Below are 14561 nucleotides of genomic sequence, written 5' to 3' on the forward strand. Positions count from 1 at the left end.
TTTAAGCAGAGTTTCTACTTGCATTGATATTTCCAAAAAGGGAACGCATTACAATCTTTTCATAGATTTTCAGCATTTCTTCATCCTGATTGCCATTAAGGTTTAATTCGTTTATTTTAGTTAGGGCATACTGCTGGATTGTCAACAATGGGAGTACAATTTGTTCCCGCATTTGTATGGAGGCTTTACCGTCAGGATAGTTTTCCATCAAAGCATCAAAACCGGATACTTTTAGCACCAGTCTTTTTGTTTCTTTAAATTCATTAAAAATGATTTCCCAAAATTCACCAAATTCAGGATCGTCTTTCATATAAGATGTCAATGGAAAAAATGATTTTGCCAGTGACATCATGCTGTTTTCAATCAAGGTCTTAAAGAAAAGCGAACGGTTGTACAAATCCTGAACTTCCTGCCACTTTCCATTATCTTCAAAATGCTTCAATGCCGAACCTACTCCAAAAAATCCCGGAACATTTTGCTTTAACTGACTCCAAGCACCTACGAAAGGAATTGCCCGAAGGTCATTAAAATCAAGTTTTTCAGATTGGTTTCTTTTAGAAGGGCGGCTACCGATATTTGCCATTGCATAATATTTTAGCGCACTTCTTCTTTCCAGATATGGAATAAATTTAGGATGGTTCTTGAAATCAGAATATTCTTTATAGCTTATTTGCGAGAGCGATTCTAATGTTTGTTTTTCAGCATCAGAGAGTTTGTTCTCTCCTTTATTAAAAAACTGATTCGCCGCTCCGGCACTTAGCAGGTTTTCAAGATTATAACGGCAAGAATCCAGAGTTCCGAAATTTGAACTGATGGTCTGTCCTTGAATTGTTATCTGTATTTCATTATTTTCTATATCCGGCCCTAACGAAGCATAAAATTTATGTGTCTTTCCTCCTCCTCTTGCTGGTGGCCCGCCTCTTCCATCAAAAAAAATGACTTCAACTCCATACTCTCTGGAAATTGCAGTTAGCGCTTCTTTGGCTTTATAAATACTCCAATTCGCCATTAGGTAGCCTCCGTCTTTTGTTCCGTCCGAAAAACCTAGCATAATGGTCTGCTTGTTATTCCTGAATTTTAAATGCTGTGAATATAACGGATTCGTATACAACGTTTTCATCACCTGTTCTGCATGTTCTAAATCTTCTACAGTTTCAAAAAGAGGAACAATATCAACCGGAGCATTTTCCCATCCGCACAATCGGAATAGCGCATAGGTTTCCAAGACATTTAAAGCGCTCCGGTTATTGCTGATGATGTAACGATTGGCGCCTAATTCTCCGTTTTGTTCCTGTATTTTCTGAATGGCATATATTGATTCTACGGTTGATTTTGTTATTTCGTCTTCAAACCATTCCGGATTGAGATTTGCAACAGCTTTTGCCAGCCAATCCAACTTTTCATCTTCATTCAATAATGAATAATTAGCTGGAAAAACAGACAAATTATGTTCATTTGTAACCTTTACTATACCTTCAATAACCTTATCATGGATTTTGCTATTTTGTCTGATATCCAAAGTAGCGAAGTAAAATCCGAAAAGATTGACCTTATTGATAAATTCATCCAAATCGTCAAGATATAACGATTGATGGTTTTCGATAATCCGGGTGCGTATGTCCAACAAGGTGGCTTTCATCTCGTCCAGCGTAATATAAAGATCACCTTCAGAATAAAATACGGAGCGGTAAATTTTATGTTCAAGTTCTGTCCATAGCATATCTACCTGATGAAAAGTCAGTTTTCTTTTCAAATCCCGAATATCTCTATAATAACATTTTAGTATTGAAGTACGCAATCTTTCGGTTACCTGTAACGTGATATCGGTTGTCACAAAAGGATTTCCATCGCGATCACCTCCCGGCCAGAATCCCAGATTTAGAATCTGATTTTTAGGCAATTCTCCATCATAAATATTTTTCTGGAAGAAATGCATCATTTTTCCCGCCGTTTCATAAAAAACATTTTCAAGATACCAGGTCAAGCTCACTGCTTCATCAAAAGGAGTCGGTTTTTCTTTTTTGATGAATGGTGTTTTTCCTAGCTGCGCCAATAGTTCGCGCATTCTTTTCAGATTATTGCTTCTGATAGCATCTTCAAGATCGGTGATAATTCCCAAAACCGAACCCGGATAAAACTGCGTAGGATGCGCTGTCAGCACTGTGCGGATTTTAAATTCTTCAAAAAACGCTTTTAGTTCCTTCAGGCTATCTTTAGATTCTGCCTTGTCTTTTGTATTCCGTAGTGAGTTTTCACCGTCAAGATTGTTGACGATAGAAAAAGCAGCATCTTCAATAGCATCAAAAAGCACCACTTGTCTTTCAACATATTGAATGAATCGGAACATGAGGTCAATTTTTTCTTTTTCGGAAGCATTATCCAGGTATTTTTCAGAGAAAAAATCTACAATCTGCTGCGGATTCCATTCTTTTTTATATCCCGACTCACATGCTTCAGCAAAAAGCGGAAGCATAATCCCGGTATTGCCAATATTATCAAACGGAAGTGTAATCAGAATACTGTTATATATCTGGTATTTAGCGAGTACGTTTTCTTCAAACCTCTCTAATCTCGGGGAAGTGTACATGGGTGTAATTTTCCATTAAATTAATAAAAAAACCCTCAAGTTTTCACAAGAGGGTCTTAAATTATTCTTATCAAAAGATTACATATCCTTGAAGATTGTGTGCATCAAACGTTTTTTGTCGTTGATACTTTCGTCAAGAGAAATCATAGTCTCTGTTCTGTATACTCCTTCAATATCGTCAATCATAAAGATTACTTCTTTTGCATGTTTTGTATCCATTGCACGGATTTTACAGAAGATATTGAACTTTCCGGTAGTTACGTGCGCCACAGTAACAAAAGGAATTTCATTAATTCTTTCCAATACAAATTTAGTCTGTGAAGTGTTGTGAAGAAAAACTCCTACATAGGCGATAAAAGAATATCCTAATTTCTCGTAATTCAAGGTCAAAGATGAACCCATGATAATACCAGCTTCTTCCATTTTCTTAACTCTCACATGGACAGTTCCCGCAGAGATTAGTAATTTTTTTGCTATATCTGTAAAAGGAACTCTTGTATTGTCTATCAGCATATCTAATATCTGATGATCAACTTCATCTAAACGAAACTTATTCATATAATTTTATGTTTGTATTTGTTTTCAAAATTCGACTACAAAAAAATTAATTTTTTTTAAATAAAAAAAGCGAATCGTTAAACATTTGGCAATCCGTTAACAATTTTAACTTTTTCTGATAAATAAAACTCAGCTTTTTGACCCAATTTCGGAATGTTGTCTTGTCCATCAGAATAGGAAGCACCTTTTGCATCATATTCAAAATGTCCAAAGTTTTGTGTCAGCTCACCTATTTCGACAATGAAGGCAACAAATTCAATTTTTCCCTCATTCAAAACCTCCGTAAATTGAATTGCAAAATTCGTAATAATTTGTTTATTATCATAGAAAATTTTGATATTTTTATAAATCAAGTCGTAAAAAACTGGTTTGTTTTGAGGAATATTGAAATATTTTTCCGTTTCATTGAGAACTATATCGTTTTCGTAAATATATTTCAGTCCGGAGACTAATGCGATAAAAATAAATTTTCGTGTCATTTCTCGCTGATAATCTTCCTGATAATGTCCCGCTTCAAATAAAATTGTAGGAGATCCCAAATAGGTAAAGGTGTCACCAACACAATTCAGATTAAAAGCATCATCAAAACGACCTACTTGCCCGGGAATAAACGACTGTAAGGTTGTATTCATAGCAACAATAACATCCATAGCCTTGATCCGCACCTCGCTGACTTCTCTTGCTTCGTTAAAGGAAGGCGCTAAAAAGGAAACTGTTGCCGGTTTATTTATAGCACCAGCTGCAAAAATGGTACGCTGGTCATGAAGATTATAACAATAATCCGGCTTAAAATCATCATACAACCCACGAAGTAATCGGCTTTCCGGCTGAGTCAGATCCTGGAAATCTCTGTTAAGATCAACTCCATTGGCATTGATCCGGGTATATTTCTCAGCTCCATCAGGATTAAGCATTGGAATAGCTAAAAAGGTAAACTTACTTTTAAGATCTGCTGCCAGTTCTGTTTCAGCATTTAATACGTTTAAAAGATCGAAAAGTGCCTTAGTAGTCGTTCCTTCGTTTCCATGCATTTGCGACCAAAGCAAAATTTTGGTTTTGCCAGTTCCAATTGTATACGAGTAAATTGGTTTTCCTGCTACTGATTTTCCGATTATATCTAAGTTATTATTCTTGTTGAACTTTTTTAATAATGGCTCAATTTTGTCAAGAGTGATATATCTTCCGTGCAATGATTCTTCCTTATTGTCTTGGAATATTTTTTCGAAATCCATAGTGCCTAATTTATATTTTACAAAAGTAAACATCTTATTAATTACAATTGTAAATCTATGAAAATTCAATATAATTTAACTCTGTAAACAAAATGCCCGGTATCGGTAAATTGGTATTAGAAAAACTTTAACATTAATTTATTTTTAAGAGCAATTACAAATTAAATATAACCAAATCAATCTCTTATACATCATTATATAAATTTAAACTGCAACATAAAAACTGTAATTACAATTGTAAACTGCCTTTCTATCTACTTTATATTTACATTTGTAACACGTTTTCTTTATTATAAGGATTTACAATGGTAAACACAGATGATTTTATAAAACGGATTGAAAAAATCCTCGATTATTACAACCTGACAGCCTCATCTTTTGCCGATAAGATTGGTGTACAACGCTCGAGTATATCACATCTCCTATCAGGAAGAAATAAACCCAGTCTTGATTTTATATTAAAAATCCTGGATGTATTTCCTGAAATTGATTTGTATTGGATTCTGAATGGAAAAGGAAGTTTTCCCAAAAGCAATGAAATACCTTTGCACTCGCCTACTCCTATTTCAGAACCCAGTATTCAAAATTCATCCAATCCTATAAAAGAAGTACCTACACCTAAAAATACTTTTAGTAACGATACAATTGAAAGAATCGTAATCTTTTATAAAGATGGTAGTTTTAAAGAATATCATCCCCAATAACAAGTCATAAAAAAACCTCGGCTCTTACATACCGAGGTTTTCCAAACCAATAATAACAAACACAAAACTAACTATTCCCTTCTTAAGTATATTCCGGTTACGCCAGGTTCTAATCTTGCTGTCAATGGTGTTGCATCTGCCTGAGGTGCTGTTGGATATGCAAAACTCAATACTTGTCCTCCACCATTCAATCTTTCAGCGATATAAATTTTATTTGCTTGCTTATCATAAGAAACATCTACCGGATTCCCTAACAATGAATTAGGTCCGTAAATTCTTTTTTGATTTGATAATGAAATGGTTCCGCCTGATGCTGTTGAAGAAAATACAGTGCTGAAATTCTCAATTACTACAATACCTCCATCTGTGGCCGAAGTAGCCAGGCCAACATCGGTCAAAACCATAACATTATCATCATTTGAATAAGCAATCCCGTGTGTTCGGGTTAGCCCTTCAATACTAACTCTTTTGTCCTGCACCAAGGTTCCCGTAGGTTTAGAAAAAAAAGAGTTAAAAACTGCTATATCACCCGTAAGATCAACAACAGCATACAAATTTCCATTTTCAATAGCAATTCCCCATAACTTAAAGCCTATGGTAAATGTTTTTTCCAGGGTAAATCCTGAAGCGGTTCTTTGATATACCAAGAGCTTATTCACGTTTCCATTAATTTCAGCCTGATCCTGCACAACAACTACCCGGCTTCCATCAACAGCAATTTCTCTGGCATTAGTAAAATCGCCAGTAGTACTGCTCGCTGTCATTGTCAAAGACGTTGCCGGAGAGAGTAACGTATTTCGAAAATTACCATATGCTTCAAGGCGATTGTTTGTTCTTGAGGCAATAATAACTTCATCGCGATCATTATAATAATAAATACCATCAGCATCAACAGAACCTATTGTAAAAGTTCTTGCCATTGGCATTGTTGCTAACAAATCTGTATAGGTAATTGTTCCGCTGGTATTGCTTGAGGTAAATAATTCAAGTCGTTGTGTATCCTGGTTTCCGCTTGAATTATCATCACTGCTACACGAGACAAATCCGAAAGTGCTGCAGAAAATTCCTGCTAAAAATAAATTCTTTCTCATAATTATGGTCTTTAAAGGTTGATACCAGTAGATACGAGAAAGAAGCAAACTTGGTTTTAAAATGACATTTTAACCGTCAAAACTATTTTCCGGAATCCTGCCAACGACGCCTTTGTAGTTGCTTTTCAATTCGGCAAAATCATTTTGGATATCGCCTGTTGGATAATATGCATCGTTTAGTATTACCTGCTTTTTGGCATAATCAAACGCAACAGGAATTATTGGAACTTCTGCTTTTAATGCAATGTAGTAAAAGCCTGTTTTCCAGTCTGACACTTTTTTTCGAGTTCCTTCCGGAGCAATTGCCAATCTGAAGATTTCTCTCTTTTTAAAAATCTCTGCTATAGCCTCAACTGTATTTTGTCGGGAGTTTCTATTGAGCGGCGCACCACCCATCCAACGGAAATAAGCTCCGAATGGAAATCTGAAAAGTTCCTTTTTGGCGACATAGTTCATTTCGAGATTAATAATGCCACGGGCAAAAAGCCCTATGTAGAAATCATGCCAGCTAGTATGTGGCACAACTATAATAACAGATTTTTTAATTTCGGGATTCATCGTTCCTTTGATGCGCCATCCCATTATTTTGAAAAAGATAAGTTTATAAATAATACGCTTCATGCTTTATTATTTTCTGTAAATGTAACATTTATACTTATTTTTGGGCAAATTAAGTTTTGTGCTAAAAAAAATAATAAGTTACCTCCTGCCGATCAATATCTATAAGCAGAAATCGTCCGTGAGTAAAAATTTAGAGGTTACCTGGGCTAATGGCGAATTGGTATTGGATTCTAAAAATGCCAACTACTCTTATGGAAGCTTGCAGCGTATTCTTAGAAAAGGTTTGGAAAGCATCGGATTTGATACTGTTTTAAAATCAGAACATATTCTTATTCTTGGAGTTGCTGGTGGAAGCGTAATCAAAACTTTAAGTGAAGAAATAGGGTTTAAAGGTAAGATTACAGGAGTGGAAATTGATCCTGAAGTATTACAAATTGCCAATTCTTATTTTGGACTGGACAAGATTCCTAATTTAGAAATCATTGTTGACGATGCTTCCAAATATGTTTTAAAAGACAAAAACAAATACGGACTGATCATTGTCGATATTTTTCAGGATACAACAATGCCCGATTTTCTTTTTGAAGATTCTTTCCAGAAAAGCATCTGTGAGCTTTTAGACGAAAAGGGAATTATTCTTTTTAATACAATGTGTATTACTAACAAAGACAATCTGCGCAATAAAGAATACCGGTCAAACATAAATACAGAACTCTATACTTTACGGACTATCCCAAGAGTTGAGCGTTATAACGAGCTAATTATTATAGAAAAGAAATAATTTGACAATAGGCTTTATCAATCCGAAATCTTAAATTTCATTTTTGCCACGAATTACACGGATTCTTTTTTACTGTTTCAGAAATCAAAAATCTTAAATCTAAATCAACTTCCTCGCCTTCTCCAAATCTTCTACCGTATCAATACCAATTCCAACATGTGTGGTTTCAACCATTTTTATTTTCTTGCCATATTCAAGATATCGGAGTTGTTCTAATTTTTCTGATGCTTCCAGTGATTTCATTGGCAGGCTATAGAAATCCATTAAGGCAGGTTTTCTAAAAGCATAGATTCCAATATGCTGAAAATAGCGTACACCGGCATTTTCATCTCTCGGATACGGTATAACAGAACGAGAAAAATATAAAGCGAGGCCGCTTTGATCCACGATTACCTTTACATTGTTTGGGTTTGCAATTTCTTCTTTATCTTTTATTTCACGCATCAGTGACGCCAGATCGATTTGATGTGCGGTATCGTTTCTAAATACTTCTAAAAGTTTTTCGAGCGGTTCTTTATTAATAAAAGGCTCGTCACCTTGCACATTTACAACAATATCAACATCCAAATCTTCAACAGCTTCAGCTATTCTGTCACTTCCCGATTCGTGTTCCTTTTTGCTCATAATGGCTTTACCTCCATTGGAAACAATTTCATCAAAAATGAGTTGGGAATCCGTAGCAACAAAAACATCATCAAAAAGCTGTGTTGAAACGGCTGCTTCATAAGTTCTGGCAATTACTGTTTTTCCTCCCAAATCCTGCATCAGCTTGGCGTGAAATCGGGTTGAAGCGTAGCGCGCCGGAATAACTGCTATTATTTTCATTTTAAATATTTTTGATTTAAGATTTCTGATCTATGATTTAAGATATGAGATATAAGATTTATGATTTATGATCTAGGATTCCTGACTATCGACTAACCACTATCAACTATCAACTATCCACTATAACCTATTCTACAAAGTTTTCATCCTTAAAGCCAATCAAATATAATTTGTCTTTAGCTCTTGTAATTGCCGTGTATAACCAGCGGATGTAATCTCTGTCGATTCCGTTTGGCAAATAAGGCTGTTCTACAAATACGGTATTCCATTGCCCGCCTTGTGATTTGTGACAGGTCATGGCGTATGAAAATTTCACCTGCAATGCATTGAAATACCTGTTTTCTTTTACTTTCTGAAATTTTCTGTAGGCTGTCCTTTCATCTTCATAATCCAGCATTACTTCCTGATACAATCGATTTGACTCATCATAGGTCAATGAAGCCGATTCGCTTGTCAAAGTATCTAAAATCAAGACCGTCTCAAATGGTATCTGGTTTGGATAATCTACCATCCGTATTTTTACGGTAGCAAACTTAAAACCGTACAATTCCTGCATTTTATAGATTTCCATAACTTCGACAATATCGCCATTGGCTATAAAATCAGTTTCGGTAGAATCCTTGAGCCAAAAATAATTATTTTTTACGATCATGAGGAAGTCGCCCGTAGAAAGTTCGCTTTCCTTATCGAGAATTCTTGTTCGGATTTGTTGGTTGTAAGCGTTAGCCCTTTTGTTAGACCTCACAATAAATGCAGTGTCTTCCAATCCGTAATTGCTGTAGGCCGTGTGAATGGCATCTTGAATGTCATAACCGTCTGTTAGCCGAACAATATCCTTGAAGTGTTTTACATCAAATTTAAAATCTTCAAAAAAGTCTTCATCCAATTGTTCTCTAAGTTCTGTCGCATTGAACAATATACCGGAATTTTCTTCTTGTCGCATTACTTCATCAAATTCGATATGGGAAACTTCCATATCATAATTTCTGTTCAGCAGATCAATATCCAAAGCTGGTGATATATCAAGATTAACCGGTGGCAGCTGTGCCGTATCACCCAAAAGAATCATTTTACAGTTAACTCCGGAATACACATAATATATCAGGTCATCTAACAGCGAACCGTTCTCATACATACTGGTTTCATTGCTTGAATCTGAAATCATAGATGATTCGTCAACGATAAAAATCGTATTTTTATGTTTGTTCTGCTGAGTAGTAAAGGTTACTCCTCCGCTTTTTGTTTTTGGATAGTAGATTTTTTTATGGATGGTATGCGCCGGTTTATGGGAATAATTGGCAATAACCTTTGCCGCACGACCTGTTGGCGCCAAAAGCACATATTTTTTATTAATTTCTGTAAGGTTGTTAACCAAAGTAGAAATTACCGTTGTTTTTCCGGTTCCGGCATAACCTTTTAGCACAAAGATTTCATCCTGTTTGCTATTGGTTAAAAATTCAGCAATTTTCTGGAAGAAGATATCCTGCTTAACTGTTGGTTGGAACGGAAACTTCGAGGTAAGGGTTTTATAGAAAAATGCAGAATTCATGGTTTATTATTTGCCGTAAAGTTATAGATTTAAGAGAAGTTTTGCCCTATAAATATGAGGACTATGCCACAAAAAATTGTAAGTTTGCCAACATCAGGAAAAATCAATGTCGGCTAACACAAACATAACAGAAAAAAAATACAGGAAACTTTCCATTCAAGTATCTTTGAACGGATTCCGATTTTGCTGTTTTGATACTTTGAATCAGACCGTTCTGTTTGTCAAGGAAGTCGATTTTAATGATTTTGAAAAGTCCATCAAAGTGGAAGACCATTATTGGCAAGCTTTTGTGAATCATAAGGAACTTACGGCAACCTATGACGAAATAGTTGTTCTCCATGAAAACAACCTATCTTCTTTTGTACCAAAAGCGATGTTTGATGAAAATTATTTAGGAAGCTATCTGCAATACAGCACCAAAGTTTTTGAATCTGATTTTTTTGCCTTTGACGTTCTTGAACCTTTTGATATGGTGAATACCTACATTCCGTATGTCAATTTCAACAACTATCTGCTTGACCAGTTTGATAGTTTTGATTACCTGCATGTAAATAGCATTTTAGTCCAGAAACTTCTGGAAAATTCAAAGAATATTTCAGAAACGCAACTATTTGTACATGTAGGAAAAGAACATTTCGAGATTGTAGTGATAGAAAACCAAAAACTTTTGCTGTTCAATTCATTTGAATACCAGACCAAAGAGGATTTTATCTACTATATTCTTTTTACAGCAGAACAGCTAAAACTGAATCCTGAAACCTTCAAATTGCAATTGCTGGGCGAAATTTCAGAAGAAAGTGACCTATTCAAAATTGCGTACCGTTATATCAGGAACATTACATTGATGAATGTATTCCATACGCAAAAGCACAATGATTTTTCAACACTGGAAAACTTAAAATATTTTATCTTATTCAACTCATAAATGAGAATCATATCCGGGAAATATAAAGGAAGACGAATTTCGCCTCCAAAAGGCCTGCCGGTCCGTCCAACAACAGACATGAGCAAGGAAGCCCTGTTCAATGTATTGAACAACTATTTCAATTTCAACGGATTGAAAGTTTTAGATCTGTTTGCAGGAACAGGTAACATTAGCTATGAATTTGCTTCACGCGGCTGCGAGACTATTACAAGTGTCGATGGTGATTTTGGCTGTGTAAAATTCATCAAGCAGACAGCCGACGAGTTTGATTTTGGTATAGCCGGAGTCAAAAGCGATGTGTTTAAATTTGTTGAAAAGAGTAAGGCTTCTTACGACATTATTTTTGCCGATCCTCCTTATGATCTTGACCAGGCTACATTTGAAAAACTGGTGGAACTTATCTTTGCTAACGAACTTCTTGAAGAAGACGGTATGATGATTATCGAACATTCAAAATATACGAAGCTGGATCATATGATTAATTTTTCTTTCAAGAAAGTCTATGGCGGCTCTGTTTTTTCATTTTTTGAAATTAATAGCGGTGAAGATGAGGAATTGAAAAATGAAGCTGAAATTACGGAAGACGACGAAGGATAATCCGCAGACTTAACTGTTTTTTGAGTTTTTTGATTGATGAGGAAATCTGCGGAATCATTTTATCCTTCCTGAATTTTCGTTTACTTCTTTTTCTTTATAAATAGAGTCTTTTATCTTTCCTAAAGTATATCGGATTGCTATTGAGAATTCGCAATTATCTACGAAAAATATAGCATTAGAACGTATTTTGCTGACTTCAAAATTTTCGGTAAAGGTTCTGTTTCTAAATACATTGTTGTAATTGAGCGTACAAGAAAGATTTCTGAAAAAAGTCTTTGATGCTGCCAAATCCAATTGGAAATAGGAATTTCTTTGAAAAACTCCTTCATTTCTGTTGGTTAATCCCCAACCTGTTACAGAGAACTGTAATTCATTTTTCAACTTAAAAACATGATTGGAATAATAATAAGCATACGGTTTAGTATCTCCAATTACTGCCGAAGTATCTTCAATCTTATTTAAAATAAGGCTGACCGTATTGTTTGATGTCCAGAAACTACTGCTAAAAGGCAATATGAATTCCAGATTGTATCCCGTTTCTTTTTCAAAATTTTGTGGTCTGTATATCAGTAAATTTTGAGCCTCATTATATAGAAAACCGTAGTTTATTACATTGCTGTTTTCATAATAGCTAAACTTCACCGATTTGTCTTTGTATTGAAAATTAGCCGCTAATTCACTCGTAATAGATGGATTTAGATTAATATTGGTAGCAAAGGCAAAATACGGATTCATATAAGTAATACCTTGACTTGTAGACGAATAATCTGGTCTGGAAATACTTCTTCCATAATTCAGGTTTAGCGTTTTTGTACTGTCTATAGGCATACTCAACTCAGCTTTCGGAAATAAAGTAGTGTAGTTTTTATCTACTGAAGTTGGTTCTCCTTCATAGCGTCCTAAAATTCTAGTGTTTTCCACCCTAGCACCTGCCATCCAGGAAATCTTCATAAAGCTTCCCGATAATTGTGCATAGGCAGCTGTATTCTTTTCTTTGAGTTTGTACTTTGAATTGGAAGCCAAATCTTGCTCAAAATTTTTAATATCCAAATCTGTATGGGCAATGGCTGAAGAATGCTGTGCTCCCATCTCCCACTTCATTTCATTTTTGAATTTCTTTTCAAAATCAATCCGTCCAGAAAAAACATCTACATTAAAATCATCTTGAGTTTGCTGGAAAGGTTGGTAGGTAGTTTCATTGTAATTATTTAAAGCGCTTGTAAATGATTCCGAATTATAATTGGAATATTGCAATCCAGCGAAAAGAGAAGCATCCCAATTGGTTATTTTCTTATTATAATTTAAAAATGAATTGATAAAATTTTCGTGCTCTTTGCTTTTTCCCAGAGTTTTTATGCGGTTTTGCTCTTGTCCGATTTTGCTGTTTGTTTTGGTAGAAAAGTCAAAATCATCGTCTTTAAAAGTTCCGTTTGATGTAAATGAAAAATCTTCTTCTTCATTAATCTTATGATAAACTCCCATACCATAAACGTATTTATTCCTATTGGTAAAGCCTGCAACCCGGTAATTTGATTCAATTGCTTTAGCGGGAATTGTATAATCACTTCCGTTGCTTTCCCACGGATTTAACCTGTTGTAATTGAAGCTCGCCTTAAATTCCGTTTTGCTTAATTTCAGGCTCGAATTCAGTCCCAGATAATTATTAAACTTCTTTTTAAAGGCAGCATTTTCTGTAAAGACCAACTGAAAGCCTTCTCTTTTGCTTGTCTTTCTGGTGATTAATATTACAGACCGGCCTTCGGCTTCATATTTTGATGACGGATTATCAATCATTTCTATCGTTTTGATATCTTCAACAGATAATGCATCCAGATCGTTCATTTCGACTTTCTGGTTATCTATATATATTAGTGGCTCGCCTTTTCCTGTAACTGTGATTTTTTCTCTATCCGGGCTTATTTGGATTTTTGGAAGTCTTGACAAAAGATCCAAAGTATTGGAAACCGTCTTGTGAATTGAATTCGCTACATCAATCTTGATATTTCTATTTTTATGAATAAAGGTTTTAGTATTTCCTTCAATGACAACTTCTTCCATTTGATTTAAAGTGTCATTTTCTGTTTCCTGGGCAAAAGAAGAACAACTTGCCAGCAGCATTACAGCCAATACTATTCTAATCCTCATTGTTAGAATTGTTGAGCCAGTTTAACCAATCAACTGCGATTTTATCCCAATTGTATATTTCATAGTTAACCGTTCCATCTTTATTTATAGGGAAATAATTATGTTCTAAATTCAGATAGCTTTTGAAAATACAATTATCTTTCTTTTCCCGGATGGCTTCAATCTGAAATAAATCGTTAAATGGAGCTGACCAATCTTTGGTTCCGTAAGAAACCAATACCGGAATGTTCAAGCGGATCAGGTTTTCTTTTTGAGGCAATGAAAAGCTATAAGTTGTCTTATACGTATCACCATCGGTTAGATTCGTATCATTAGAATGCGCCACAATCTTTTTCCAATGCTCAATCGTGTTTTTTCCTTCATCGACAGAATCACTGTCAAAGCTCCTGCTTTGCGCCAAAATATTCATTATCCTTCCGTACGGATTGCCTCCGGAATAAATCAGATGAGTGATTTTTTTATTGATTGAAGCCATTTTTGCAGCAACGGAACTGCCTTCTGAATGTCCGGCTACTACCAGTTTTTTATTTTTTACCCAACGTTCTTTAGCCAGCTGCTTTAAAACGAAGTTATTTCGAAATACATAGTAGTCCAGATAATTTCTTTCCGTATATCCTTTTGGCGGGATTTCCTTTTCTATGTCTTTCAAATACATATAGTCTTTCCCCAATTTATTGACATCAGAAATAATGGGTATGAATGGTTTTCCCACAATAACAATATGATAGGCTTCTAAAAAGGGATTTTCATCAAATGGTAACGTCCCGTAAAGTCCTTTTTCGTCATATTTTACAACGGGTTGTGGCAGGCTTCCCTGGCAAAAAAAGAAAATAGGCTTGGCTATCTTTTCTTCACCTTTTTTAGAGATAACAATAATATCGACTGGATCGTCCTGGTATTTCATGGCAATATGCCTGTAGCCGAAATCTTCCGGGATTTTCTGAGAATAGGAATAGATTTTTGAAAACAGCAACATGGTTATAAGTACTAGTTTAGTATGCATTTT

The 14561-nt window shown here is 35.1% G+C and carries 13 protein-coding genes; 4 read left to right on the forward strand and 9 right to left on the reverse strand.

Annotation, left to right across the window (positions count from 1 at the left end; translation table 11 throughout):
* Nucleotide 1: 1 nt before the first annotated feature.
* The 3 genes from ABH942_RS09590 to ABH942_RS09600 form a co-directional block, all read right to left on the reverse strand.
* Nucleotides 2-2587 (reverse strand): phosphoenolpyruvate carboxylase, encoded by a 2586-nt coding sequence (locus ABH942_RS09590; RefSeq protein WP_370031426.1) that lies wholly within the window; start codon nt 2585-2587, stop codon nt 2-4.
* Nucleotides 2588-2665: 78 nt separating this feature from the next.
* A complete protein-coding gene (locus ABH942_RS09595) occupies nt 2666-3145 on the reverse strand; it encodes an Lrp/AsnC family transcriptional regulator (RefSeq protein WP_056067456.1) in 480 nt (159 codons plus the stop codon).
* Nucleotides 3146-3222: 77 nt separating this feature from the next.
* Nucleotides 3223-4377 (reverse strand): M14 metallopeptidase family protein, encoded by a 1155-nt coding sequence (locus tag ABH942_RS09600; RefSeq protein WP_370031428.1) that lies wholly within the window; start codon nt 4375-4377, stop codon nt 3223-3225.
* A 305-nt stretch (nt 4378-4682) separates the two neighbouring features.
* On the opposite strand from ABH942_RS09600, the gene ABH942_RS09605 reads away from it, so the two are divergent.
* Nucleotides 4683-5081: a helix-turn-helix domain-containing protein gene (locus ABH942_RS09605; RefSeq protein ID WP_370031430.1), complete on the forward strand. Its 399-nt coding sequence runs from the start codon at nt 4683-4685 to the stop codon at nt 5079-5081.
* Nucleotides 5082-5152: 71 nt separating this feature from the next.
* Here the strand turns inward: ABH942_RS09605 and ABH942_RS09610 are convergent, their stop codons facing one another.
* Together ABH942_RS09610 and ABH942_RS09615 are read right to left on the reverse strand one after the other, a co-directional pair.
* Nucleotides 5153-6172, reverse strand: a complete 1020-nt coding sequence (locus tag ABH942_RS09610; RefSeq protein WP_370031432.1) for a hypothetical protein — start codon at nt 6170-6172, stop codon at nt 5153-5155.
* A 69-nt stretch (nt 6173-6241) separates the two neighbouring features.
* Complete coding sequence (locus ABH942_RS09615; protein ID WP_370031434.1) at nt 6242-6793, reverse strand: 1-acyl-sn-glycerol-3-phosphate acyltransferase; 552 nt, start codon at nt 6791-6793, stop codon at nt 6242-6244.
* Nucleotides 6794-6911: 118 nt separating this feature from the next.
* Here ABH942_RS09615 and ABH942_RS09620 point away from each other — a divergent pair, with 118 nt between their 5' ends.
* Nucleotides 6912-7514: a spermidine synthase gene (locus tag ABH942_RS09620; RefSeq protein WP_370031436.1), complete on the forward strand. Its 603-nt coding sequence runs from the start codon at nt 6912-6914 to the stop codon at nt 7512-7514.
* A gap of 99 nt (nt 7515-7613) precedes the next feature.
* Here ABH942_RS09620 and kdsB read toward each other — a convergent pair whose 3' ends face one another.
* The gene (kdsB, locus tag ABH942_RS09625) at nt 7614-8339 is read right to left on the reverse strand and encodes a 3-deoxy-manno-octulosonate cytidylyltransferase (RefSeq protein ID WP_370031438.1); all 726 of its coding nucleotides are present in this window, start codon (nt 8337-8339) and stop codon (nt 7614-7616) included.
* Nucleotides 8340-8466: 127 nt separating this feature from the next.
* On the reverse strand, nt 8467-9888 hold the full coding sequence (locus ABH942_RS09630; protein ID WP_370031440.1) for an ATP-dependent RecD-like DNA helicase: 1422 nt from the start codon (nt 9886-9888) through the stop codon (nt 8467-8469).
* A gap of 106 nt (nt 9889-9994) precedes the next feature.
* On the opposite strand from ABH942_RS09630, the gene ABH942_RS09635 reads away from it, so the two are divergent.
* Both ABH942_RS09635 and ABH942_RS09640 read left to right on the forward strand, forming a co-directional pair.
* Nucleotides 9995-10813 carry a DUF3822 family protein gene (locus tag ABH942_RS09635; RefSeq protein ID WP_370031442.1) on the forward strand — a complete coding sequence of 273 codons (819 nt, stop codon included), beginning with the start codon at nt 9995-9997 and terminating at the stop codon, nt 10811-10813.
* Nucleotides 10814-11410 carry an RsmD family RNA methyltransferase gene (locus tag ABH942_RS09640; RefSeq protein ID WP_370031443.1) on the forward strand — a complete coding sequence of 199 codons (597 nt, stop codon included), beginning with the start codon at nt 10814-10816 and terminating at the stop codon, nt 11408-11410. It abuts the gene before it with no gap.
* A 54-nt stretch (nt 11411-11464) separates the two neighbouring features.
* On the opposite strand, the gene ABH942_RS09645 is transcribed toward ABH942_RS09640, so the two are convergent.
* On the reverse strand, nt 11465-13555 hold the full coding sequence (locus tag ABH942_RS09645; RefSeq protein WP_370031445.1) for an outer membrane beta-barrel protein: 2091 nt from the start codon (nt 13553-13555) through the stop codon (nt 11465-11467).
* Nucleotides 13545-14558 (reverse strand): alpha/beta hydrolase, encoded by a 1014-nt coding sequence (locus ABH942_RS09650; RefSeq protein ID WP_370031447.1) that lies wholly within the window; start codon nt 14556-14558, stop codon nt 13545-13547. The genes ABH942_RS09645 and ABH942_RS09650 overlap by 11 nt, the downstream gene beginning before the upstream one ends.
* Nucleotides 14559-14561: the final 3 nt, after the last annotated feature.

The organism is Flavobacterium sp. 28YEA47A (assembly GCF_041262125.1).
Classification (GTDB): domain Bacteria; phylum Bacteroidota; class Bacteroidia; order Flavobacteriales; family Flavobacteriaceae; genus Flavobacterium.